This window comes from Streptomyces sp. NPDC104226 (assembly GCF_055584085.1).
In genome coordinates, this window is record NZ_JBVJMS010000002.1 from 735588 (window position 1) to 758649 (window position 23062).

The 23062-nt window shown below is 73.2% G+C and carries 20 protein-coding genes and 2 pseudogenes; 4 read left to right on the forward strand and 18 right to left on the reverse strand.

The window, feature by feature from the left end; all coding sequences use genetic code 11:
* Positions 1-31 precede the first annotated feature (31 nt).
* The 6 genes from ACZ60J_RS08665 to pdxR all read right to left on the reverse strand — a co-directional run bounded on the left by ACZ60J_RS08665 (position 32) and on the right by pdxR (position 5079).
* The gene (locus tag ACZ60J_RS08665; RefSeq protein ID WP_469679865.1) at positions 32-562 is read right to left on the reverse strand and encodes a GNAT family N-acetyltransferase; all 531 of its coding nucleotides are present in this window, start codon (positions 560-562) and stop codon (positions 32-34) included.
* A gap of 9 nt (positions 563-571) precedes the next feature.
* A complete protein-coding gene (locus ACZ60J_RS08670; RefSeq protein WP_469679866.1) occupies positions 572-1558 on the reverse strand; it encodes an AraC-like ligand-binding domain-containing protein in 987 nt (328 codons plus the stop codon).
* Positions 1559-1656: 98 nt separating this feature from the next.
* Positions 1657-2292 (reverse strand): hypothetical protein, encoded by a 636-nt coding sequence (locus ACZ60J_RS08675; protein ID WP_469679868.1) that lies wholly within the window; start codon positions 2290-2292, stop codon positions 1657-1659.
* Complete coding sequence (locus tag ACZ60J_RS08680) at positions 2289-2954, reverse strand: RNA polymerase sigma factor (RefSeq protein ID WP_469679869.1); 666 nt, start codon at positions 2952-2954, stop codon at positions 2289-2291. The genes ACZ60J_RS08675 and ACZ60J_RS08680 overlap by 4 nt, the downstream gene beginning before the upstream one ends.
* Before the next feature lie 8 nt (positions 2955-2962).
* Complete coding sequence (locus ACZ60J_RS08685; RefSeq protein ID WP_469679871.1) at positions 2963-3418, reverse strand: LPXTG cell wall anchor domain-containing protein; 456 nt, start codon at positions 3416-3418, stop codon at positions 2963-2965.
* A 140-nt stretch (positions 3419-3558) separates the two neighbouring features.
* Positions 3559-5079: a MocR-like pyridoxine biosynthesis transcription factor PdxR gene (gene pdxR, locus ACZ60J_RS08690; protein WP_469679873.1), complete on the reverse strand. Its 1521-nt coding sequence runs from the start codon at positions 5077-5079 to the stop codon at positions 3559-3561.
* Positions 5080-5177: 98 nt separating this feature from the next.
* Here pdxR and ACZ60J_RS08695 point away from each other — a divergent pair, with 98 nt between their 5' ends.
* Both ACZ60J_RS08695 and ACZ60J_RS08700 read left to right on the forward strand, forming a co-directional pair.
* Positions 5178-6164, forward strand: coding sequence for a DMT family transporter (locus ACZ60J_RS08695; RefSeq protein ID WP_469679875.1), 987 nt, complete (start codon positions 5178-5180; stop codon positions 6162-6164).
* 32 nt (positions 6165-6196) lie between these two features.
* Entirely contained in the window at positions 6197-7120 is a 924-nt protein-coding gene (locus ACZ60J_RS08700) for a helix-turn-helix domain-containing protein (RefSeq protein ID WP_469679877.1), read from the forward strand.
* Here the strand turns inward: ACZ60J_RS08700 and ACZ60J_RS08705 are convergent.
* The 3 genes from ACZ60J_RS08705 to ACZ60J_RS08715 form a co-directional block, all read right to left on the reverse strand.
* Positions 7098-10535 carry an endo-alpha-N-acetylgalactosaminidase family protein gene (locus ACZ60J_RS08705; protein ID WP_469679879.1) on the reverse strand — a complete coding sequence of 1146 codons (3438 nt, stop codon included), beginning with the start codon at positions 10533-10535 and terminating at the stop codon, positions 7098-7100. The two genes, ACZ60J_RS08700 and ACZ60J_RS08705, sit on opposite strands and share 23 nt — an antisense overlap.
* A 169-nt stretch (positions 10536-10704) precedes the next feature.
* The gene (locus tag ACZ60J_RS08710; RefSeq protein WP_469679881.1) at positions 10705-12027 is read right to left on the reverse strand and encodes an MFS transporter; all 1323 of its coding nucleotides are present in this window, start codon (positions 12025-12027) and stop codon (positions 10705-10707) included.
* A gap of 230 nt (positions 12028-12257) precedes the next feature.
* Positions 12258-12632, reverse strand: a complete 375-nt coding sequence (locus ACZ60J_RS08715) for a YbjQ family protein (RefSeq protein WP_469679883.1) — start codon at positions 12630-12632, stop codon at positions 12258-12260.
* 244 nt (positions 12633-12876) lie between these two features.
* On the opposite strand from ACZ60J_RS08715, the gene ACZ60J_RS08720 reads away from it, so the two are divergent.
* Positions 12877-13356 carry a hypothetical protein gene (locus ACZ60J_RS08720; protein ID WP_469679884.1) on the forward strand — a complete coding sequence of 160 codons (480 nt, stop codon included), beginning with the start codon at positions 12877-12879 and terminating at the stop codon, positions 13354-13356.
* A 7-nt stretch (positions 13357-13363) separates the two neighbouring features.
* Here ACZ60J_RS08720 and ACZ60J_RS08725 read toward each other — a convergent pair whose 3' ends face one another.
* The 8 genes and pseudogenes from ACZ60J_RS08725 to ACZ60J_RS08760 form a co-directional block, all read right to left on the reverse strand.
* Positions 13364-13723, reverse strand: coding sequence for a PIN domain-containing protein (locus tag ACZ60J_RS08725; protein WP_469679886.1), 360 nt, complete (start codon positions 13721-13723; stop codon positions 13364-13366).
* 82 nt (positions 13724-13805) lie between these two features.
* Positions 13806-14792 carry a phosphatase domain-containing protein gene (locus tag ACZ60J_RS08730; protein WP_469679887.1) on the reverse strand — a complete coding sequence of 329 codons (987 nt, stop codon included), beginning with the start codon at positions 14790-14792 and terminating at the stop codon, positions 13806-13808.
* A gap of 4 nt (positions 14793-14796) precedes the next feature.
* Complete coding sequence (locus ACZ60J_RS08735) at positions 14797-16011, reverse strand: RNA ligase (RefSeq protein ID WP_469679888.1); 1215 nt, start codon at positions 16009-16011, stop codon at positions 14797-14799.
* A 72-nt stretch (positions 16012-16083) separates the two neighbouring features.
* On the reverse strand, positions 16084-16791 hold the full coding sequence (locus tag ACZ60J_RS08740; RefSeq protein ID WP_469679890.1) for a Rossmann-fold NAD(P)-binding domain-containing protein: 708 nt from the start codon (positions 16789-16791) through the stop codon (positions 16084-16086).
* Positions 16792-16820: 29 nt separating this feature from the next.
* Positions 16821-17255 carry a VOC family protein gene (locus ACZ60J_RS08745; protein WP_469679891.1) on the reverse strand — a complete coding sequence of 145 codons (435 nt, stop codon included), beginning with the start codon at positions 17253-17255 and terminating at the stop codon, positions 16821-16823.
* A gap of 9 nt (positions 17256-17264) precedes the next feature.
* Entirely contained in the window at positions 17265-18773 is a 1509-nt protein-coding gene (locus ACZ60J_RS08750) for an amino acid permease (protein WP_469679892.1), read from the reverse strand.
* A 10-nt stretch (positions 18774-18783) separates the two neighbouring features.
* Positions 18784-19532: pseudogene (locus ACZ60J_RS08755) on the reverse strand (glutaminase).
* Positions 19529-20902: pseudogene (locus ACZ60J_RS08760) on the reverse strand (glutamate decarboxylase). The pseudogenes ACZ60J_RS08755 and ACZ60J_RS08760 overlap by 4 nt, the downstream one beginning before the upstream one ends.
* Before the next feature lie 181 nt (positions 20903-21083).
* Here ACZ60J_RS08760 and ACZ60J_RS08765 point away from each other — a divergent pair.
* Positions 21084-21797, forward strand: coding sequence for a YoaK family protein (locus ACZ60J_RS08765; protein WP_469679894.1), 714 nt, complete (start codon positions 21084-21086; stop codon positions 21795-21797).
* A 71-nt stretch (positions 21798-21868) separates the two neighbouring features.
* Here ACZ60J_RS08765 and ACZ60J_RS08770 read toward each other — a convergent pair whose 3' ends face one another.
* Complete coding sequence (locus tag ACZ60J_RS08770) at positions 21869-22816, reverse strand: tellurite resistance/C4-dicarboxylate transporter family protein (RefSeq protein ID WP_469679895.1); 948 nt, start codon at positions 22814-22816, stop codon at positions 21869-21871.
* Between the last annotated feature and the right edge of the window lie 246 nt (positions 22817-23062).

The following is a 23062-nucleotide window of genomic DNA, read 5'->3' on the forward strand; positions in this document are numbered from 1 at the left end:
CTCGACTACCACTGACTGCACTTGGCCGTGGCTAGACCCGCTGGGCCAGCACCTGGCCCGGCCAGCTGCCGGAGAGGAACGGGTCGGTGCGGGTGAAGCCGTTCCGCTCGTAGTACGCGACCAGCTCGCCCGTGCCGCCCGCCCAGCAGTCGACCCGCAGCAGCTCCACGCCGGCCCGCCTGGTCTCCTCCACGGCCCGGGCCAGCAGCGCGGCACCGACGCCCAGGCCGGCGTACCGCCGGTCGGAGACCAGCAGCCGGACGTACCGTTCGGGTTCCCCGGCGGGTGCGATCATCGGCATCTTCGGGCTCGGCCCGGAGTCCAGCACCAGGGCTCCGACGGGCACCCCGGCCAACTCCGCGACGTACGGGGAGTTCTCGGTCGTGTACCGCTGGACCCGCTCCACCCCGCCGGGAATCAGCGAGTACGGGGTCGTGCCCCACTGCTCGGTGTTCCCGCGGGCGTTCATCCAGGCCACGGCCCCGTCGAGCATGTCCAGAATGGCCGGGACGTCCGCCGGGCCGCCCGGGCGGATCCGTATGCCGTGTGTCGTGTCGTTCATGGGACGAGCCTAGACTCCGTCCCCGTGCGGACCCCCGGCGCTCAGCGCACGGTACTCCGTGGGCGTGAGTCCGTACGCCTCGCGGAACGCCCTGCTGAAGACCACGGGTCCGCCGAAGCCCCAGCGGGCGGCGATGGACTGCACCCGGTGCGCGGCGAGTTCGGGACGACCCAGGTCGGTGCGGCAGCGTTCCAGGCGGCGCCTGCGGATCCTGGCCTGGACGGTCTCCCCCTGCCCCCGGAAGAGCTGGTGGAGGCCGCGCACCGAGATGTTGTGGCGGGCCGCGATCGCGGGCGGCCCCAGTTCCGGGTCGCCGAGGTTGTGCTCGATGAAGGCGTCGATCCGCCGCAGGAGGACTTCCGCCCGGGCTTCGGAGGGGATCCGGTCCTCGGCGTCCAGGTGCTGGGCCAGACATGCCGTGGCGAGGTCGACGGCGACCGTGCCCAGCCGGGCCAGTTCCTCGGGCTCGCATTCGGCGGCGTGGTCCTCCAGGGCGGCCATGAAGGAGGCCAGGATCGCCGCGACTCCGCGGTCGCCCGGTATCCGGCGGGCCAGCAGCCGTTCCAGCCGTTCGGGACGCAGCGGCAGGACGTCCCGGGGAAGCATCAGGATCGTCGCCCGTACCTGGCCGCCGTCCGCGTGCATCGTGTTGTCGGAGGGGAGCGAGGTGTCCCACAGCATGAGGTCCCCGGCCCCGACCGTGCACGTGTTGCGGTGCTGGGACATCGACGTGACGCCCGTGCGCAGCAGGGCCAGCTGGTACTGCTCCGGATCACCGCGCCGGATCAGTGCGGGCGTGCGCCGCGAACGCAGGGGCGACAGGGTGAACTTGGACGCGCGCAGGGACCCCAGGTCCACCACGGCGGCCTCGCCCTGGAAGTCGGCCGGCCGTTCGCTGCTGAGGGCGGCCGGCATCACCTCGCGCGAGATGATGTCGGCGTACCAGTCGAACCGCTCCCCCGCCGGGACCCCGCCCGACGACACCATTGACCACATCCCGCGCTCCCCCGTTCGCATGCTTCCGCAGGATCCAAGGATGCGGCCAACTGATCACCATCGGCGCATGGTTCGGGCATGTGTGCCGTCCCGTCCGCTCAGCGGCGGCCCGGTGAAGCCGTGGACGGCGGGGACGAGGGCGAGGCCGAGGGGGCGGAAGGGGTGGAACTCGGCTGCGGCGCCCCCGTACCGGACCGCGGAGCCCGCGAGGGGTTCGGGGTGGGCACGTACGAGTTCGAGGGCGCGGCCGAAGGCAGACGCGGCGGGGACGAAGACGACGGCGACGCAGACGGGGCGACGGACGGGGACGGGTGCGGGGACGGGCCGTCCTGAACCGGCCCCGGTGTCGAGCCGGTCGGCGAGGCCGACGGCGGCGCGGCGGGGGGTACGGGCGCCGGGCCGGGGCGGACCGGGGCGTCCGGCGCCAGTACGGCGTACCCCACCACCACCGCGGCGGCGGCCGCCAGCCCCGCCAGGGGCAGCGTGAACCCGCGCGGCCAGGCCCACGGCAGGCGCAGCCCGCCGGGCGCCGGCGGCTGCGCGGGGCGCAGGTCGCGCACGGTGATCCCGGCCGCGCGGGCGTCGAGGGCCTGGCGCAGCCGGCGCTCCACCGGCCGCTCGGCCTGCGCCCCGGAGGAGAAGTGTGCCCCGGAGGGAGTGTGCGCCCCGGAGGACCCGTACACGCCCGACGGCTCGCGGCCCGGTCCCGTGGGCGGCTCCTGTCCACGCGTCATGTCCGACCCTCCAGAATCCGTTCCATCGCGTCCAGCCCGCGGCTCGCGTTCGATTTGACCGCCCCCCGGCTGATTCCCAGCGTCTCGGCGATCTCCGCCTCGCTGAGGTCGGCCCAGTAGCGCAGCACCAGGACCTGCCGCCGCCTCGGCGTCAGCCGCCCCAGCGCGGCGAGGACCTCGCGGTGCGCCTCGTCGAGGACCACGGACGCTTCGGCGGAGGGTACGTCGGCGGGTGCCTGCGGGATCCACGCGCGGGCGGTCCGGCGGCGGCGGAGCACGGAGCGGGCCGTGTTGACGACGGCCGTGCGCAGGTAGCCCAGGGCGTTGTCCACTTCCGTGATCCGCTCGCCGTGGCGCCGGTACAGCGCCGTGAAGGCGTCCTGCACCACGTCCTCGGCGGTACCGAGGTCGTCGACCAGCAGCACCGCCAGCCGGACCATCGGCAGCCGGTGGGCGTGGTAGAGCTCGGTCACGGTGGGCGGCGGGCCGCCCGCCTCGGAAGGGTGGCCGTACGTGTACGCGTGCCGGTACGGCTCCGACGGCGCGGGCGGGGCCTGCGGTGGGGCGGAGCGCTCACGGCGCAGCAGGAACGACCACAAGCCCCGCCGCGGCCGGTCGGAACCGGACGCGACGGGGCCCGCGGGGAATGCGAGGTGGAGCACGGGGGTCCTCAGCCGTTGGCGCGGCGCCGCACGGTGTACAGGGTCGCGGCCCCGGCGGTGATCAGCACGGCGGCCCCGGCGCCGAGTGCGGCCGTGGTGGCGGAGGAGCCAGTATGCGCGAGCTCGGGCTCCGAGGTCGACGTCGGGGCGGCGCTCGGAACGGCACTCGGCATCCCGCCCGGGGCGGTGGTCGGCGGCTTGCTCGGGGCGGCGCTCGGGCTCGCGCTCGGCCGGGTACCCGGGGGCAGGCTCACCGAGGGCTGCGGCTTGGGCGCCGAGGGGACCACGCTCGGTGCGCTGGTCGGCGCGGTCGTCGCCGGGGCGGGGGCGGGTGCGGTCGGCAAGGCGGACGCCCCCTGTGCGGCGGAGGCCGGACCGGCCAGCGCGAGGGCCGCGCCGGCGGCGGCGACGGCGAGGGCCGCCGTCCTGCGGGCGGACAGCGGGGCGCGCTTCAGGTTCTTCACGGTGGTTCTCCACGGTCGGCTGCGGGGCGCGTGATCACGCCCTTCACCCCCGCACGACGCGCGAGTCCCCGGGAGGTTGCCGCCGTTCCCGAAAAACTTTTCGCAGCCGCGGAACGGTGTGGCCCCGCCACCCCGACCCGCTACCCCCGGAGCGCTCGCAGGGCCGTGCCGAGGGTGGCCACGCCCTCCTCGATCTCCCCCACCGGGCCCGCGGCGTAGCCGAGGACCAGGCCCGCGGGGCCCGGGGTCATCCGGTGCCAGGACAGGGGGTGGGCCTTGACCCCGAGGTCCAGGGCCGCGGCGGCGAGGGCGGTGTCGTCGAGGGCGGTGTCGTCGGGGCCCTCGGCGTCCTCCCCGTCGAAGGTGACCATCAGGTGCAGCCCGGCCGCCGCCCCGTGCACCCGGGCGCCGGGCAGTTCGGCGGCGATCGCGCGGAGCATCGCGTCCCGGCGGGCCCGGTGGCGCCTGCGGACGAAGCGCAGGTGGCGCTCCAGTTCCCCCGAGGCCATCAGCCTGGCCAGCACCAGCTGGGCGAGGACGGGATTGCCGAGGTCGGCGTAGCGCTTGGCCTCGATCACGGCGTCCAGCCTGCGCGGCGGGACCAGCAGCCAGCCCAGGCGCAGGGCCGGGGCGAGGAGTTTGGAGACGCTTCCGGTGTAGCAGACGGCCTCCGGGAGCAGGGCTCGCAGGGCGGGTACGGGGGCGCGGTCGTAGCGGTGTTCGGCGTCGTAGTCGTCCTCGATGACGACTCCCCCGGCCGCCGCCCAGCCGAGCAGCTCGCGTCGGCGTTCTCCGTCGAGGACGACCCCGGTCGGGAACTGGTGCGCCGGTGTCAGCACCACCGCCTGGGCCGGGCCGGCCGCCAGGGCGGCGGTGTCGATGCCGCCGCCGTCCACCGGTACGGGCAGGATCTCCATGCCGCCGTGCTCCAGCTGCTGCCGCGCCCCCAGCGAACCGGGGTCCTCGACGGCGACGCGCCGTACGCCTTCGGCGCGCAGCACCTGGGCCAGCAGCCCGAGCGCCTGGGCCACGCCCGCCACCACGACCACCTCGTCGGGGGTGGCCCGGATCCCGCGGTTCAGGGCGAGCCAGCCGACGACGGCCTCGCGCAGCGCGGGCGCGCCTTGCGGGTTCCCGTAGCCGAAGTCGGCGGGGGTGAGCCCGGCCAGGACCCGGCGCTCCGCCTGGAGCCAGGCCGTACGCGGGAACGCGGTCAGGTCGGGTGCCCCGGGTGAGAGGTCGATCCGGCAGGGGGCCGCGCGCAGTGCGTCGACGGGTCCGCCGCGGGGCCCGGGGGTGAAGGGGCCGGTCCGATCCGGAGCTGCTGACGGGGCGGGCCGGGCCGGGGGCTGCCGCTCGGTCACCGGGGCGGCCACCACGACGGTCCCCGCCCGGCCGCGGCCGGCCACCTGGCCGGTCTCCGCCAGCCGCTGGTACGCCTCGGTGACCAGTCCCCGGGAGACCCGGAGCTCGGCGGCGAGGACGCGGCTGGCCGGGAGCCGGCTGCCGACGGCGAGCGTGCCGTCGGCGATGGCGGCGCGCAGCCGGTCGGCGAGCCAGTCGGTACGGCCGCCGGCCGGGGCCCGGCCGATGTCGAGCTGGAGGAAGTCCGATCCGGCTGTTTCGGACCCCTGGATGGCGCTCTCTTTGGACCTGTCCACGGGTCCATTGTGGGTCCAGGCTCGACGGTATGAGCACCTCTCGCCCTTCTCCTTCTCGCCCTTCTCGCCCTTCTCCCCCGCACCCTTCGCCCCGGCAGGTGCGCGACCTCGTCCCCGGCATCGCGGGCATGGTCCTCGTCGGCAGCAGCGTCACCCTCTCCCGGTCCCTCGTGGACGCCCCGCTCTTCGGGGTGCAGGCCGTCCGTTACGCGGTGGCCGCGCTGCTCCTGTTCGCCCTGGCCCGCATCGCCCGGGTGCCGATCAGGGCGCCGCGCGGCCGGGAGTGGCTGTGGCTGGCCGGGGTCGCCGCGACCGGGCTGGTGCTGTTCAACGTGGCCGTCGTACGGGGCGTCGCGCACGCGGAGCCGGCCGTCATCGCCGTCGCCGTGGCCTGCGCACCGGTCCTGCTCGGGGTGATCGGGCCGCTCCTGGAGGGGCGCGGGCCCAGCCGCCGGGTGCTGCTGGCCGCGCCGGTGGTCGTCGCCGGGGCGGTGCTGGTGGAGGGAACGGGCCGGACGGACGCGGCCGGGGTCGGGTGGGCCGCGCTCGCGCTGGGCTGCGAGGCCGGTTTCACCCTGCTCGCGGTGCCGGTGCTGCGGCGCCACGGGGCGTGGGGGGTGTCGCTGCACGCGGTGTGGATGGGTGCGGTGATGCTGGCGGTGCTCACGGTGTGCGTCGAGGGGCCCGCGGAGCTCGTGTCCGTGAGCCCGCGCCAGTGGGCCGCCGCGGGGTACCTCGCGGTGATGGTGACGGCGGTGGCCTTCCTCCTCTGGTACCGCACGGTGGCCGCGGTGGGCTCCGGCCGGGCCGGGCTGCTGACCGGGGTGGCCCCGCTCGCTGCGGCGGGTGCGGGAGCCTTCACGGGCGGCGGGGTCCCGGGGCCGGCGGTGTGGCTGGGCCTGGCCGTGGTGGTCGCCGGCCTGGCGGCGGGGCTCCGGCCGGAGCGGGCATCCGGCACGGCGCCCGCAGGCGCGCGGCCCGCGCCGGTCGCGCCGGTCGCGCCGGTCGCGCCGGTCGCGCCGGTCGCGCCGGTCGCGCCGGTCGCGCGAAAGCCTCGTAACGCCCAGGAGTCCGCGGCCCCTTGAGCACGCCCCGCCTTGTGGATCACAATCCGCAGATGGCAACGCCTCCGTACAGCAGTTGGATGCGGTACTTCTCGCCGACCGCCAACCACCGCCGGCTCGGGCTGGTGTGCCTCGGAGTGGGGGTGCAGCAGGGCGAGCTGCCGGTGGTCGGGCCGCGCGTGCTCGACCACCACGTCGCGGTGGTGGTGTGCGCCGGCCGGGGCTGGTTCAGCCACGGCGGGCGGGCCCCGCAGCCGGTGACGGCCCCGGCGCTGCTGTGGCTCGTGCCCGGGGTGGAGCACCACTACGGCCCCGATCCGCAGACCGGGTGGGACGAGTGCTTCGTGGATTTCGCCGGCCACAGCGTGGAGGCGTACACCGACCTCGGGTACGTCACCCCCGACCGGCCGCTGGTCCCGCTCACCGGCACGGCCGGGGTGCGGCACGTGGTCGACGGGATCGTCCGGGCGGCCCGCCTCGGCGGCCCCCTGCTGGAGGTGGAGGCCGCCGCGGCCGTGCACGGGCTGCTCGTCGCGCTGCGCTACGCCCGGGCCGGGGTGTCGCGGCACGGGGACACCGTGATGGACACCCTGGCCCGGGACGCGCTGCTGCCGATCTCGGTGGCCGAGCACGCGGCCCGGCTCGGGATGAGCCTCCCGGAACTGCGCGGGGCGGTGCGGGGAAGTACCGGGGAGGGGGTCAAGGAGTACCTCCTCGGCATCCGCCTGAGCCGGGCGAAGGAGCTGCTGGCCCGGACCGACCTGCCGGTCGCCGGGGTCGCCCGGCGGGTCGGTTACGAGGACGCCGCCTACTTCAGCAGGCTGTTCAGCCGCCGGGTGGGCGTGGCGCCCGTCCGGTTCCGCCAACAGCAGTCGACACAGCAGCAGTCGGTGCAGCAGCAGTCGGCGCGATGGCTCCTCGCTCCCCCGGAGCCGTCACCGCGGGAAGGCCCCGTCACGGCAGGTAGCCGATGTTGAGTTCCGCGACCGCCGTCCACGGGTTACCCGAAACCTCCCTCGTGGCCTTGAGCTTGACGTAGCGGGCGGTGCGCGCCGTGAAGGTGACGTCCTGCTGGGCCGTGGCGTTGGGAAACGTACCGGAGGCTGCCGCCGTTCCCCAGGTGACTCCGTCCGCGGACGTGAGGACCTGGTAGTCGGCGATGCGTCCGTTGCTCTGCGTCTGCCGCGGCAGGTAGTGCAGGGCGGAGACGTTGTACGAGGCTCCGAGGTCGAGGGTGATCTCGTGCGGCATCGGCGCGGTGGCCTGGTACCACTGGGTGTGCCAGATGGTGGCACTATCGCCGTCGAGCACGTTGGCCGCGGCGCCGTTCTCGCCGGCGGTCTCCTGGCTGTCGACCGCCTTGACGCTCATCTGTGCCTGCGGGACGAGGAGTTCGCCGCCGCTCCCGGAGCCCAGGTCGTCGACGGCGAGGTCGTCGAGGATGAAGTCGGCCTCGTTGTGGGAGCCTTCGCCGGTGACCTTCCGTACGCCGATCCAGGCGTCGGTCCCCGCGGTGAAGGTCTTGGTGAAGGTGGTGGCGGTCCGGGCCTGGTCCAGCGCGGTGGCCGTCTCGGTGCTGCCGGAGCCGGTGATGAACTGGTAGTCGCCGCTGAAGCCGTTCTCGTAGCTGAAGGTGACCTTGTACGAGCGGCCGGGCGTCAGCCGCAGGGTCTGCGGGAGGGTGCGGTAGACCAGGCCCTGGCGTTCCTCGTGCGATTTGAGCGAGTTCTGCCCGCTGATCACGTCGTCGACCAGCTTCCCGTTCCAGCCTGCCTGGGTGTACGGGGCGTTGCGCTGGGCGATGTGGGTGCGCGGGTCGGTGGCGGAGCCGCCGGCGCCGCCGAAGGCGAAGGGGCCCCAGCCCGCGTCGACGTTCTCGAAGTCCTCGGTGAACCAGTGGCCGTTCAGCGGGGTGCGGGCCGAGCGGACGACCCGTACGTCGTCGAGGTAGACGGTGCCGGAGCCGGAGGCCGCGGACAGTTTGAGGGTGGCCGCCGACTGCCCCGCGGGGACGTCGAAGAGCACCTTCATGCGCTGCATCCTGGTGCCGTTCTTCTCGCTGCCGCCGAGGTTGTTGGTCAGCGTCGAGGAGTCGGCGTGGACGGAGGCGGCCGTGCCTCCGGCCGGGGTCACGGTGAGGGTGGTGGCGCGTCCGGCCGGGGTGGAGACCCAGACGGAGGCGGCGTAGGTGCCGGGGGTGAGTCCGGTGAGCTGCTGGGACACGGCGGGGGCGGTGCTCGGGGCCATCGTGAGCTCGTTCTGCCCCTGGGCGTTGCGGGTGACGGCGGCGCCGGAGCCGGCGACCGTCCAGGCGTTCAGGTTGCCGGAGAAGAAGGAGGGGTCCTTGACCGGGGTGGCCTCGCCCCAGTTCGGGTCGGCCTGGGCGGGGGCGGCGCCGTTGGTGACCACGTAGGCGGTCTTCGCGGCGGCGTTGATGGTGACCTGCCCGCCGGTGACGGCCAGGTCGCCGACCAGTTGGCGGCCGGTGTCGGTCAGCTTGTACAGCTTGGGCGAGGACCAGCCGGCCGGCAGGGTCCAGGTTGTGGAGGCCGCCTTGTCGTTCCAGTGGTAGAGCTTGCCGTCGCGCGGGAGCAGGTAGGCGGAGCCGTCGAGGACGGTGCGGCCGGCCGTGGTGATCTTGCGGGTGTTCCCGGAGGTGGTGACGGTGGTGCCGTTGGCGAGGGTGACCGTGTTGGCGGTCCACTTCACGATCGGTGATTCCTGGAGGTACTTGGTCGGCAGGTTGGTCGCGAAGGTGGTGGTGAGGAAGGCGGTGTAGTCCCGCTTGCCCTGCCAGCCTTCGTAGGCGGTGATCTCCGCGCCGCCGAGCAGCGGGTTGGCGGCGATCCAGTCGTCCTTGGTGTGGTTGGCGATGAAGCGGGCGATGGTGGAGTTGATGCCCTTGAGGTCAGTGCCGCCGTAGTTGACGTCGGTGGCCCAGTGGTGCCAGAGGGACTGTCCGGTCATGGAGTTGGGGAACTCCGTGGCGAGCTGGTAGCCGAGGCCGCCGATCTCGCGTTCGAGCCTGCGCGAGAGGTAGCCGTCGCCGTACCAGACGTCCACGTAGAGGAAGTCCAGGCCGGGGGCGGCCGCCTTGAGGTCCTGGAGCCGCTTCAGCCGCCCGCCGGACTGTCCGTCCTTTCGCGTGTCCACGTAGTACGACTGGTCGAGCCAGTCCCAGCCGAGGCCGCCGGTCTGGTGCGCCGGGTCGAAGGTGGCCGAGACCGGGTACTCCTCGGTGGCGTTGATGTGGACGCCGAAGTCGGCGTTGTAGGTGTGGCCGACGGTGGTGAGGGTGTTCAGGTCGGTGGCGCCGCCGAGCTTGGAGCCGATGTTCTTGTAGTCCATGTGCGCCGAGTCGTGGCCCTCGGAGGCGTACCCCTTGAGCAGGACGAACTGGCCGAGGCCGTCGGTGGCGAGGTTGACCCGCTTGGTCTCGTCGAGGGTCTCGGCGAAGGGGTGGGTGGCCGCGGAGGCGAAGTTGAAGGGGATGCGCTGCACGACCCGGTCGGCGGTCTGCTGCCAGCCGGTGGGAGCGGTCCAGATGTCCCGGTACGCGACCGCCGCGTCCTGCCAGTCCACGGTGGAGTCGGCGTTGCGGTCGGCCGTGATCGCGACCCGGACGTAGGGCAGCGGCTCGGTGTCGGTGTCGGCCGCGCCGGAGGCCCGGTAGAGCCAGGATCCGCTCCACAGGCCGGCCCGGCGGTAGCCGCCCTTGTCGGTGACCTGCTTGGCTATCCGGCCGTTCTCGTTGGCGGTGGCTCCCGAGGGGGCGTCGTAGTACGAGTTGGAGTCGATGGCCGCGGCCAGTCTGCCGGTGTTGGCCAGCCCGTACATCACGGTCGTCGCGGAGGCGTCCACCGGGGTGTTCGCGGTGATCGGGGTGAAGGTGTCCCCGGTGCCGGTGGTGGCGGTGTGCATCTTCGCGGTGGAGAGCGCGGCGCCCGCCTGGTTGCTGCGGACGCTGACGAGGTTGTGGTTGGGGACGGCGAAGCTGCGGACGCGCAGGGCCGGCGTGTCCTCGACCGCGGTGACCTTGAACTCCACCACCGAACCGGTCACCGAGATCCGCGACCTGATGGTCACTCCGGAGAAGGCCAGCGCGTAGTCGACGCCGGAGGCGGAGGGGGTGGCGGTGACGGTGGGGGTGTAGGTGGTTCCGTTGACGACGATCGCGCCGATGGCGTCCTCGTTGCCGTTCAGCACGTCCCCGGTGGCGGTGCGGGTGTAGCTGATGACGCGGGGGAAGGCGCTGTCCACGCTGACGGACAGCTCGGGCGAGGTGATCGTCACGGGGCCGGCCGCCACGGCGGGGGCGGCGGGCACGGCCACGACCAAGGTGGCCACGAGACCGGCCACCGCGGCTGCGGCCGGCCAGAGGGGGGTTCGCATCGGACCTCCGGGAGTCGGCGCTTCCTGGGCGGAAGACCGCACGCCCTGGAGGCCCGCGGTCCGCTCACTGACCTGACAGCCTGCGGACCGCGGCCCGGCAGGCCCATGGACAAAACCGCACCCCGTCCTGGACTTATGTGACGGGTGGTTCGGGTGAGCAGGACAGGCCTCAGGCCCGCTCGGCTCCCTCTGCCCCCAGGGGCGCGGCGTGCGAGGAAGCGGGCTCGGTGCGCCGGGTCCACAGCAGCGCGCCCGCGAGGAGCAGCGCGGCCCCCGTCAGCCAGGGCAGCGGGCCGCGGGGCAGCACGCCGGCGAGCAGGCCCGTGAGTGCTCCGGCCAGTTGGAGGGCGAGGGACTGGACGGAGAGGGCCGTGGCCCGTCCCGTGCTCGGCACCCGGCGGTGCAGGAGGTCGTTCTGGCTCGGCCCCGCCGCGCCGAGGCCGAGGTACACCAGGCCGTAGCCGAGGATCGCGAGGGCCAGTGCGACCGGGCCCGCCGCCGCGGCGGTGGCGCCGAGCAGGAGCAGTCCGGCCGCGCCGGCGCCCAGGCCCAGCAGGACCGCGCGCTCGCCGCTGCCCGCGAGCCGTGCGGTCAGGGGTGCGAGGTGGTTCCCGAGTCCGGAGCAGAGGAACCCGGCGCAGGCGAGCACGGCGAAGAGCATCGCCCCCGATTCCGGCGCCCCGGTGAACGACGCGGCGCGGCCCGGTGTCAGCAGTTCGAGGGTGGCGAGCGCGCCGCCCGCGGCCGCCGCGCTCAGCAGCACCCGGCGGATCAGCGGATCGCGGCCGCCCAGCCGTACGCCCTCGGCGATGGTGGCCGGGATGCCGTGGAGGACGGAGCGCAGGGTGCTCGGCGGGCGGGGCGGTTCGGGGAGCGCGGTGAGGACGTACAGCACGAAGGCCGTCACCACGACGGCGCCCAGCAGCGGTGGCGTGGAGAGCGGGAGCACCAGTCCGGAGGTTTCCCGGCTCAGCCACGCGGCTCCGTCGCCCCGGGCGAGCAGCCAGGGGAGCGCGCCCCCGAGCAGCGTGCCCGCCGCGAGGGCGGCGGAGACCGCGGTGCCTCCGCGGGCCAGCCCGGTGCGCAGTTCGGCGTCGGGGCCGGAGTGGGCCTGGACCGTGTCGACGTACCAGGCCTCGGCGGGTCCGCTGGACAGTGCGCGCCCCGCACCCATGAGGGCCATCCCGAGGGCGAGCACCCAGGGCTCGGTGCCCAGGCCCTGGAGGGTGAAGGCCGTCAGGTTGAGCAGGCCCGCCGCGGCCAGCACGGCGCGGCGGCCCAGCACGTCGGAGAGTCCGCCGGTGGGCAGTTCCAGTGCGGCGGCGGTGACGGAGTGCGCGACGAAGAACGTGGCGACGGTGGTCAGGGACATGCCGCGCTCGGTGAAGAGCAGGATCAGCGGGCTGACGGCCAGGCCCACGGGGAGCCAGTAGAGGACGCAGGCGGTCACGTAGCGGCGCCCCGCGGTGCGCGGGTCCAGGGGCCCGGTCACCGCGCGCCCCCGAGGGCCGTCGGGGCACCGGGTGCGGGGGTGCGTTCTGTGCTGCGTATGCGTTCTTCGTGGATCACCAAGGGAGGCTAGGGCCTCCCTTGGTGATCATCAAGAGCCCTTGTCACCTGCCCGGCGACACGACGTCCTGCAGTTCCCCGGCCATCGGGTAGACGCGCTCCGGGGGAAACAGCCGCCGCGTGCCGCGTCGGGTCCGGTCCCGGGGCGGCGCGTCAGGCGCTCGCCGGCACCAGGATGACCGCCGTCCCGTACGCGCACACCTCGGTGCCGACGTCGGCCGCGTCGGTGACGTCGAAGCGCATCATCAGCACGGCGTTCGCGCCGCGCGCCTTCGCCTGCTCGATGAGCCGTTCCATGGCCTGGTTGCGGGTCTCCACCAGGGTCTTGGTGAGGCCCTTCAGTTCGCCGCCGATCATCGATTTCAGGCCGGCGCCGATCTGGCTGCCCAGGTGGCGGGAGCGGACGGTGAGGCCGAAGACCTCTCCGATGACCTGCTCGACCCGGTAGCCGGGGACGTCGTTGGTGGTCACGACCATCACGCCGGTCTGCTGTGCTCCGGCGCCGCCGCCGTAGTCCTCGATACCCATGGCATCCACTCTGGCGGCGTCGTGCGGTGCCCGCATCCGGAGGAGGGGGCCGGGGCTTCGGAGCAGCCGGGTTGCGTCCCCGGGCGGACGCGCATATTGGGCATATCGGGCGAAGTCGCGGTGCGTCAACAGAACCTCCCGGTCCGCCGTCGCCATAGTCGTCCCTGGCAGCCGTCTGGTTGCCGCCCTGCGCCCCGCGCCGCGTGCCGCGGCCGGGCGGACGTCTTCTCGGAGGAGCCGGCTCATGCTGAAGCCCACCAGGACCATCCTCGCCCTCACCGCCGGAAGCATGGTGCTCGGCCTGGTCGGGGCGGGCACGGCCGTCGCGGCCGACCACTCGGTCCCGCGCGGACCGGTCCTGACCACCCCGGTGGACGACGAGGACGACTACGGCCGCGGCGACGAGGACGGCAACCGCAGGCACGCCCGCGGCGTCGTCGTCTCGCACGGCCCGCTGGCCGTGCGCAGCAGGCCGACCACCCACTCCCAGAAGGTGGGCCGCGTGCACCCGCACGAGAAGCTCGCCATCGAGTGCAAGACGCGCGGCGAGCGGGTCGACGGGAACAACATCTGGTACCTGCTGAAGGAGCGGGACCAGAAGGGTTCCATGGACGAGGACCGCACGCGCTCGATGGACCCGAAGGCCGCCAAGTACGACGACGACAACTGGGTCTCGGCCCGCTACGTCAAGAACCTCGGCAAGGTCGACTACTGCCGCTCGTAGGCACTCCCTACGCGTCCGGGCGTACGGTGCGCGGTCCCACGGACCGCGCACCGTACGCCCCTACCCGCATCCGCAGTTCCCGGTCCGCCGTGACCACCACGCAGCCGCCGCGGTCCGCGCAGGCGGCGGCGAGCTCCACGATCCGGTCGTCGCCGCTGCCCGGCGCCTCGTCCACCCGTACGCCGGGCACGGACGCGACGCCCCGGGCGGCGCCTTCGAGGACGAGGACGATCTCCTCGCCCTCGTCGCGCAGGGCCAGCCGGTCGCGCAGCCGCTCGGCGGCGCCGCGCCGGTCCCGCCACCAGCCGTCCGGCACGGAGCCGACGACGTTGGCACCGTCCACGATCAGTACGTTCGGCTCGTCCATCCCTCCAGTATGGCGAGGTGGCGGGAGACTGCCGGACCGGTCGCCATCCGGTCACCGGACCGGTCGCCGGATGGTCACCGGACTAGAAGTCGCCGTAGTTGACCTGCCAGGTCGCCAGGCCCATCCGGCGCCAGATCGCCACCACGCGGTCGCGGTCGTCCAGGGAGACCCGGACCGCGTACCGGTGGCGCACGTGCGCGTTGAACAGCTCCGCCTTGACGATGTCGTCGCGGCGCGTGTCGCCCGCCGCCCGCATCCACAGTTCGTCGTACGGGACTTCGTGCTCCCGCAGCCAGGCCTCGGTCGGCTCCCGGTGCTCCTCGCCGCGCCCCGACAGCAGGACGACGGTGTCGCCGTCGGCGCGCCGGAAGGAGTCCAGCGCGTCGCGCACCGGGGTGTTGAGCGTGTCGAGGCCGCAGCGCGAGAAGTCGTACGGATTGCGGTCACCGGTCATCGCGAGCGTGCCGTCGATGTCGCACATGACCGCCGTGGGCAGCGACGGGTCCGGGACGTACGGGGACACGTCCGGCTGGTCGTTGAGCCAGTCCGCGGTGAGCCGCCAGCCGCCCTTCCTGGCCTTCGCGTGCTTGTCCGCGAGTATCCGGATGATCTCCTCGCCGACCTGGCGTTCGCGCGCGGCGTCGCGCCGCAGGCACTCCTCGACGGGCACGTCGGTGAAGTCGTGCACGACGAAGGTGGCCCGTCCCGCCACGGCCGCCTTGAGCCGCTTGGGGATGTGCGAGGTCAGGTGGGTGTTGTCGACGACCACGTCGAAGCCGCCCTCGACGGCCGCGCCGACGGCCGCGTCCTGGATGTCCAGCACGGTCTGCTCGTGCTTGTACGAGCGCCCGCGCTCCGGGTCCGGCACGTCGAGCATGGCCCTCAGGTCGTCGAGGTTGACGCGGCGCATCCGGCCGCCGGACTCCGCCTGGAGGGCGCGCGCGGCGGTGGTCTTCCCGGAGGCCGGCAGACCCGTCATGACGTGGACCACCGGAAGCGCGGCGGGCGCGGGGATCGCGGGGGCCTCGGCCGGGGACGCGGTGGTCTCGGTTTCGGGTGCTTCGGACACGGGTTCAGTTCTCCTCGTCGTGCGTGAAGGGGTCGGACGCCTCGGGCCGCACCTGCCGCCAGGTGACCATCTCGGTCGTCCTGCCGTCGAGGCGCTGGAAGAGTGCGCTGCGGACCCTGCTGTCGCGGATCGTCGCCTTGGCTGCGCGGGCGAACGCGCCCCGGTCGCCCGCCAGGTGGGCCAGCGAGGCGTACGCCTCGTCGATGGCGCGTTCCAGGAGCGCGGCCTCGGCCTCCAGTCGTTCGATCACCGAGCGCACCCAGTGGTCGAACTCGTCGGGCACCTGCTCCAGCAGTGCGTCGAGCGGCTTGCCGCCCGAGGCCTCGATGTCGGCGACGGTGCAGTTCAGGCCCTGGGCGAGCTGTTTGACGGGCAGGCCGGCGAACCGCTGGATGCCGTGTCCGCGCCAGATGTCCCGCTCGGTCACGCCGGTGAGCACCTTGTGGAGGCGTACGTATTCGGCGATCTTGGCCTTGGCCCGGATCCCGGAGGCGAAGCGCAGGACGAAGCCCTCCGCGTCGGTACCGGTCGCGGCGGCGCCGCCCGGCAAGGTGTTGGAGCCGGTCAGTTCGAGCAGCTCGTCCAGCGGTATGGCGGGCCATACGCGGACCACGGAGCCGACGCCCTGCCAGTGAGCGGCGGCTTCGGTGAGCGGCACCTCGGCGCCGTCGGCTCCGTACGCGGCGAGCAGGACCAGGTCGCGGCGGTCCCCGTAGTCCACGACGATGCGGTTCTGCGGGTACAGGATCTCCGCGAGGTAGGTGGTGCCGGGGACCAGGGCGGAGGTGTCGCGGCCGTCGAGGCGGCGCTGCGCCCAGACGGCCTGGGTGCTGGTGAAGGAACCCCTGGAGGCGGCCCGCCACTTCCCCGCGTAGTGGAAGAGCACGCCGAGGCTGCCGTCGACCTTGTCGTACACCTCGAACGGCTCGTCCTGCGGCAGGGCGGGCGCGTACGGCCGGTTCGCCGCGTGCTCGCCGACGTTGAAGAACTTGGGCAGCGGCAGCGCGACGACCTCGCCGGTGACGTCGTCGGCGACGAGTCCGCGGCAGCGCGTGGTGACCTGGTCCCAGACCTGTTCGTACTGGGCGGTCCGGGTGTAGCTGTACAGGGACAGCGGCAGCTCGGGGTGGGCCTTCCGGGCCACGTATCCGGCGTCGATGGCCTCGGTCAGCGCCTGCGCGGGCATCAGGTCGTGCAGAGTCAGGCGGTCCTGGCTCATGGGGTTCCTCCCGGTTCGAGATGCCTCATTCTCGGGTCCGCGGGGCCCCGGCCGAAACCGAATTTCCGCTCGTTACCGCAGGTCCGCCGCCCCGTGCGGGTGTTGGCCGCCCAGTCGGTTGATGTCCCGCGGCCGCAGGATCCGCTGGGTGCCGGCGTCCCCCGGCCCGGCGGCGGCGACGGCGATCATGGCGCGGCCGAGTGCCCCGGTGGTGGTCACGAGGTGGGGTGCGAAGCGGCGCAGGACCGGGAAGAGCGGCGCGGTGGCGGCATAAGCCGCGCGGTAGAGCGGGGTCTTGGAGGGAATGCCGCGGTCCGGCTGGACGATCCCCGGCCGGAACATGTAGGCCTCGAAGGGGAGCTTCAGCAGGTCGTTCTCGGTCTTCCCCTTGACCCGGGCCCACATGGAGCGGCCGTTCTCGGTGCTGTCGGTGCCCTCGCCGGAGACGTAGGCGAAGGTGAGCCGCGGGTTGGCGGCCGCGAGGGGGCGGGCGGCGGCGAGCGTCAGGTCGTAGGTGATCCGCCGGTACGCCTCCTCCTTCATGCGGAAGGAGGAGACGCCGAGGCAGAAGAAGCACGCGTCGTACGAGGCCGGGTCCGGGCCGCCGGGCGCCGACAGGTCGGTCGGATCCGCCCGGACGAGCTCGCGCAGCTTGGGGTGGGTGACGGCCAGGGGGCTGCGGCCGACGGCGAGCACGCTGTCGACGGACTCGTCGCGCAGGCACTCGCGGAGCACGCCGCGCCCGATCATGCCGGTCGCGCCGAAGAGGATGACGTTCACGGTGCCAGCCTACGACCGGGCCGGGGCCGTCAGTGCGAGACGCACAGCTCGTTGCCCTCGGGGTCGGTGAGGGTGCTCCAGGTGAAAGGACCCTGGTTGCCTTCGTGCAGGTGCTTGGCCCCCTTTGCGATGAGCCGCTCGACCAGGGCCCGCGGGTCGTCCTCGCCGGTGCGGACGTCGAGGTGGAGGCGGTTCTTGACCGTCTTGGGCTCCTCGACGAACTGGAAGAGGATGCGGGGCGCCCGTTCGAGGCCCTCGGGGTGGCGGATCCCCTGGCCCGCCTTCCAGACGAGGACGCCGCGGTGGGTGGTGGTGTCCTCGTCGGTCGCCCGCCCGTCGGCGATCATCTTGCGGATGAACTCCTCGTCGCTGGGCTCGGCTTCCCATCCGAGGGCCTCGGCCCACCAGTCGGCGAGGGCGTGCGGGGTGGCGGAGTCGATGGTCAGCTGAAATGTGTAGGCCATGACCGGACCCTACTCCGGCTTCCAGGACGGCTTCTTGAACCGCTCCAGGATCAGCGGCGCCGAACTGAAGATCACGGCGCCGGCGGCGACCAGGCCCACGTACAGTCCCGGGCTGCCGATGGGCAGTTGGGACGGCGGGACGAAGGCCAGGACGAAGGCGAAGGCGACGGCGAGGAAGCCGAGGCCGCCCACCAGCCAGATGCCGGGCTTGCCGCCGGGGATGCGGAAGGCGCGCGGCAGGTCGGGCTGGGTGTAGCGCAGACGGATGGCCGATGCGTACAGCAGCATGTAGACGATGATGTACAGGCTGACGGCCATGGCCGAGATCAGGAAGAACACGGTCGACACGTTGTCCACGACCAGGTAGAGCGAGGACAGCAGGGCCACCACGACGACCTGGACAAGCAGGATGTTCTTCTGGACTCCGGCCTTGTTGGTCTTCTGCATGAACGGCGGCAGCAGCCCGTCGCGGGCCGTGGCCAGCACGCCGCGGCTGGGGCCGGTGATCCAGGCGAGCACCCCGCCGAGGGCCCCGTAACAGATCAGTACGGCGAGCACCTGCACCGGCCAGCCGACGTGCATCAGGCCGGTGGTGGCGTGCGTGAGGGCGTCGAAGACACCGGTGTCGATGTCGATGTCCCGGTACGGGAGGATGCCCGCCACCGCGAGCGCACCGAGGGTGAAGATCACGAAGGAGAGTCCGGCGGCGACCATGATGACGACCGGGTAGCCGCGCTTGGCGTCCTTCAGCTCGGTCGCGTGCACGGCCTGGGACTCGACGCCCGCGAAGTTCAGCAGGATCCCGGCCAGGAAGGACAGACTGGACAGGCCGGTCAGGTACGGCAGCCAGCGCGGGCCGGAGTGCCCGTGCGCGACGACGGCGACGGCGTGGTCCGTGGCGGTGGACCAGCCTGCGGCGTGGCCGGTGACCAGCCAGGCCAGACAGAGCGCGATGAGGACGACGCCGGGGACGACGGTGCCCAGGAGGAAGCCGTACTTGGTGACCTTGCTCGCGAAGTGCGTGCTCACCAGGGCGGCCCCGGTGCACAGGCAGAAGGCGACGACGATGAAGAGGCCGACGTAGACGTTGTTCGAGGCGAGGTCGGGGCGGCCGATGGCGAAGGCCGCGGCGGTCGCGGCGAAGGTGAGGCCGGTGGGGTACCAGACGATGTTCTGGACCCAGGTCAGGAAGATGGCGACGAATCCGGTGGGCTTCCCGAAGGCCTCGCCGACCCAGACGTAGAGTCCGCCGGCGCGGTGGCCGAAGGCGCCGCCGAGCTCGGCGGCGACCAGGCCGGCGGGAACGAGGAAGAGCAGGGTGGAGAAGCCGATGTACGCGAACATCGTCATCTCCTCCTTGGCCATCATCGGGAGTCCGCGCAGGCTGGTGACGACGGACGCCGCGGTCATCAGGCCGAGGGTGGAGACGGTCAGGTACTTCTTGCGCGGGCGGGCGGCACCGCCAAGGGGTGGGGCGGTGGATGAGGGGGCGGTGGGCGAGGGGCGCGTGGTCGGCACGGTGTCCTCCTCAGAAGATCGACAGGCCGCCGGTGGCCGCGAAGGTCTCCAGCGCGACGGTGGCGGAAACGGAGTTGCCCTTGACGTCGAGGCCGGGGCCCCAGGCGACGACGGCGCACCGGTCGGGGACGACGGCGAGGATGCCGCCGCCGACTCCGCTCTTGCAGGGCAGGCCGACGCGGTAGGCGAACTCGCCCGCTTCGTCGTAGGTGCCGCAGGTGAGCATGAGCGCGTTGATCCGCCGGGCTTCGGCCCGGCGGATCAGCCGGGTCCCGTCGGCGCGCTCGCCGTGCCGGGCGAACAGCAGCCCCGCGCGGGCGAGTTCGGATGCGGTGATCATGATCGAGCACTGCCGGACGTAGTGGCGGTGACGACGATGGCGCCGGGGTTGATGAACGGGTTCCGGGGGAGGCCGAGTTCCAGTTCGAGCTGGATCAGGGAGTTGAAGGGCTCCCCCGAGGGTTCGCGGTGGACCCTGTTCCAGATCGCCTTGTCGTCGTGGCCGAGGACGAGCGCGAGGGAGAAGAGCTTGGAGATGCTCTCCAGCGCGAAGGGCACGTCCGCGTCTCCGCCGGAATGGAAGTCCCCGTCCACCGTGGCGACGGCGAAGCCGAACCGGTGGGGGTCGGCCCTCCCCAGGTCCGGGATGTAGTCGGCCACCTTGCCCGCACCGATGTGCGGGGCCACCGCGCTCATGACCCGGCGGGTGACCTCCGCGTAGTCGGGGGTGTCGTGGGAGGTGCGGTCGCAGGCGGTCATCGCGCGACCTGCTCCGCCCGGGTGCCTGCCGGGCTGAGCTCGGCGACCGCGCGACGGATGTCGGCGAGCAGCAGGGAGGCCTTGTCGCGGCTGATCTCGCGGCGGACCAGGATCCGGTGGATCACGAGGGGTTCGCCGGCGCGGGGCAGCGGGTACGCGGCCACCTGCCAGCCCCGCCGGCGCAGCCGGTCGGAGAGCTCGTACAGGGTGAAGGGGCTCCCCTTCGGGTCGGCGAGGGTGTACGAGACTCCGGGCAGGGCGCCCTTCCCGTCGTACAGGATCCTGAACTGGCCCATCGCCGCTATCTGTTCGCCGAGGTGGACGGCGGTGTCGGCGCTCGCCTGCTGGATCCGGCGGTATCCCTCGCGGCCGAGGTGGACCAGCAGGTGGTACTGGGCGATGATCTCGCCCCCGGGCCGGGAGAAGTTCAGGGCGAAAGTGGGCATGTCCCCGCCGAGTTAGTCGACCCGGAAGATCAGCTCGGGCGGGAGCAGTTCGGGGGTGCGCCGGACGACCCGGCCGACCCCGAGCGGGGCGAGTCCGTACTTGTGGCCGGAGCTGCTGATCGAGCTGACGCGCGCGATCCCGAAGTCCCAGAGCAGATCGGGCTGGATGAAGGGGGCGACGAAGCCGCCGCTGGCGGCGTCCACGTGGACGGGGACGTCGATTCCGGTGTCGCGCTGGATGGCGTCGAGTTCGGCGGCGATCTCGGCGACGGGCTCGTAGTCGCAGGTGAAGGTGACGCCGAGGATCGCGACGACGCCGATCGTGTTCTCGTCCACGTGGGCGCGGAGCTGCTCGGGGCGCAGCCCCGTGGCTCCGGGCAGCAACTCGACCTGGCGCAGCTCCACATCGAAGTAGCGGGCGAACTTCTCCCAGCAGACCTGGACGGAGCCGCAGACCAGGTTGGGCCTGTCGGCGGGCAGTCCGGCGGCCCGGCGGGCCGTGCGCCAGCGGGTCTTGAGGGCGAGGCCGCCGAGCATGCAGGCCTCGCTGGAGCCGGTCGTGGAGCAGCCGAGCGCGGTGTCGGGCTCGGGCGCGTGCCACAGGTCGGCGAGCATCGTCACGCACCGCTCCTCGATGGCGGCGGTCTGCGGGTACTCGGCCTTGTCGATCATGTTCTTGGCGAGGTTCTCGTCCATCAGCTTGCGGACCTGGGGCTCGGCCCAGGTGCTGCAGAAGGTGGCGAGGTTCTGCTCGGCGTTGCCGTCGAGTTCGAGCTCGTCGCGGATGAGGGTGTACACGGCCTCCGGATCGGACGGTTCTTCGGGAATCCGGTGTCCGGGCAGGGAACGCCGGGCGAATTCCCCCGCGTAGACGTCCCTGAATCGCCGGGTGCCCTCGAGGGCGCTGGTGGCTGGGTCCGACATGGCATCTCCTTACGCGGGTCGCTCCTCCCATCGTCTGCCGGGGATGGCTAGCATTTCCGCGGGACAAAGCCACTTCTGCTCCGCTCCCTTTCGGGGTGTGCGGGTCGTTTCCCTGCCGCCGAAGGTCCCGTTTGCCCACCTGTCACGGACCCGCCGCTCGCGCCACGACCAGAGACACCCCTTGACCTCAACCCCACCGCGGCGACGCGGGATCCTGCCGCCGCTGGCCGACCTGCTGTTCCCGCCGGAGACGGACGGCGCCGAGCCTCCGCACGGGGTGCTGCCCCCGCTGCTGATCGCCCTCACTTTCGTGAGCGGCGTGGTGGACGCGGTGAGCTTCCTGGGCCTCGGCCACGTCTTCGTGGCCAATATGACGGGCAACGTGGTCTTCCTCGGCTTCGCCCTCGCCGGCGACCGGTCCCTGTCCGCCCCGGACTCCCTGCTCGCCGTCGGTGCCTTCCTGGCCGGGGCGGCGGCCGCCGGAAGGCTCCGGCGGGCCACCGGGGCGGCCAGGATGTTCGCGCCGCTGGTGGCGGTGCAGACGCTCCTGGTGGGCGGGGCGCTCGCCCTGACCGCGCTCGGCGCCGGGCCGCCGGGCGTCATCGCCCTGCTCGCCCTCGGCATGGGCCTGCAGAACGCCGTCGTCCACCGGCTCGCCGTCCCCGACCTCACCACCACCGTCGTCACCAGGGCCCTGACCGGGCTGGCTGCCGATCCGTGGGGGCCGGGTCCGCTCCGCCGCCTCGTGACGGTCGTGACCCTGCTCCTCGGAGCCCTCGTCGGCGGCGTGCTGACGCTCCGGCACGGTGCGGTGTGGGCACTGGCCTTGGCCGTGGGTCTGCTGGGCTGCGTGGCCCTCTCCCCCAGGTGGGACGGCACGGGGCGACGGCTGTAGGGCCGGACACCCGGTCGGTACGCGGGACTCCGGACACGGGCGCCGGCCCTGCCGGGTGCGTCGCGTACGTCTCACTCCGGCGGACGGTCCCGCCCGCGCTCCACGAGGAGGGCCGCGCAGGTCAGCGCACAGGACCCCACCGCCACCCAGAGCAGCACCGTACCGACGGGGCGCAGCCACGCCACCCCCGTCGGGGCGGCCGCCGAGAGGCAGGCGGTCGCGGTCATGCCGAGCGGGAAGACGCTCGACCAGCGCCGGATGTCGTAGCGGGGGCGGGGCCGGACCGCCTCGGCGGTGAGGAGCACGGCGTACCAGGCCAGGGAGAGGCCGAGGGCCCCCAGGGTGACGGTGCGCAGTCCCGTGTGCACCCATCCGGTCCACAGCCGTGACGCCGTGAGCCCGGATCCGGCGAGGGCGGTGATGGAGAGCGCTCCGCCGGCCACCCAGTGGTCGCCCGCGCCCGTGACCACCTGGCGGAAGTCGAAGCGTACGAGGGCCTCGGCGTAGAGGAGCACCCCGAGGCAGAAGGCGGCCAGCGCGGCCCTGTCGAGCCAGTCCTGCCCGGTGGTGACCACCAGGGCGTTCGCCAGAACGGCGAGGCCCTGGGTGGCCACGCAGACGAGGAAGGCCGCACCGGGCATCCGGCGCCCCCAGTGCCGTACGACGGCGATCAGCAGCCCCGGCCAGAGCGCGGCGGCCAGCACCAGCATCGAGACGGCGACCGGGGTCCATCCGAGGGTGGCGATCCGGGAGCCGAGCACGGCGGTCGCGGCCACGGCGGTGAGGGCCGCGGGGGTGTCGGCCTCGGCGCGGAAGCGGCGGCGGTCGCCCAGCAGCCGGGCACCGAAGTCGGCGGCGAGGACGAGCCACAGCACGACGGCCAGGGCCAGCGCGACGAGCGAGGGTCCGCTCAGGCCGATGAGGTTCAGCCCCGTCGAAAGGATGCCCGCGGCCATGACGGCGCCGCCCGCGGCCGGAGGCAACTCGGCCCACCAGCGGGCGCGCACGGAGACTCTCATCCACCCAGCCGACACCACCCGGCGGCGAGTTGCCGGTACGGCGCGCCACACCACGGGGGTGATGACCCCGCACGGACGGGAAATACCGTCACCGGCCCGCCACCCGCTTGCTGCGAACAGTTCGCAAGAGGCGGGCGGACACCGGGAAGACAGCACGCCCAGCCCCCGACACGCCCACTCCCCACCGGGATCCCCCTCGGTTGCCGCTACTGTCAGGAGTCAGTCAGTCACTGTCGGTGGCTGCGA

Bases quoted from the DNA above. Each gene is read 5' to 3' on its own strand.
- ACZ60J_RS08715 (WP_469679883.1), bottom strand. From the start codon at position 12,632: ATGGGTATCGAGGACTACGGCGGCGGCGCCGGAGCACAGCAGACCGGC.
- ACZ60J_RS08675 (WP_469679868.1), bottom strand. From the start codon at position 2,292: ATGACGCGTGGACAGGAGCCGCCCACGGGACCGGGCCGCGAGCCGTCG.
- ACZ60J_RS08720 (WP_469679884.1), top strand. From the start codon at position 12,877: ATGCTGAAGCCCACCAGGACCATCCTCGCCCTCACCGCCGGAAGCATG.
- ACZ60J_RS08670 (WP_469679866.1), bottom strand. From the start codon at position 1,558: ATGTGGTCAATGGTGTCGTCGGGCGGGGTCCCGGCGGGGGAGCGGTTC.
- ACZ60J_RS08735 (WP_469679888.1), bottom strand. From the start codon at position 16,011: ATGAGCCAGGACCGCCTGACTCTGCACGACCTGATGCCCGCGCAGGCG.
- ACZ60J_RS08665 (WP_469679865.1), bottom strand. From the start codon at position 562: ATGAACGACACGACACACGGCATACGGATCCGCCCGGGCGGCCCGGCG.
- ACZ60J_RS08770 (WP_469679895.1), bottom strand. From the start codon at position 22,816: ATGAGAGTCTCCGTGCGCGCCCGCTGGTGGGCCGAGTTGCCTCCGGCC.
- ACZ60J_RS08725 (WP_469679886.1), bottom strand. From the start codon at position 13,723: ATGGACGAGCCGAACGTACTGATCGTGGACGGTGCCAACGTCGTCGGC.
- ACZ60J_RS08700 (WP_469679877.1), top strand. From the start codon at position 6,197: ATGGCAACGCCTCCGTACAGCAGTTGGATGCGGTACTTCTCGCCGACC.
- ACZ60J_RS08705 (WP_469679879.1), bottom strand. From the start codon at position 10,535: ATGCGAACCCCCCTCTGGCCGGCCGCAGCCGCGGTGGCCGGTCTCGTG.
- ACZ60J_RS08745 (WP_469679891.1), bottom strand. From the start codon at position 17,255: ATGGCCTACACATTTCAGCTGACCATCGACTCCGCCACCCCGCACGCC.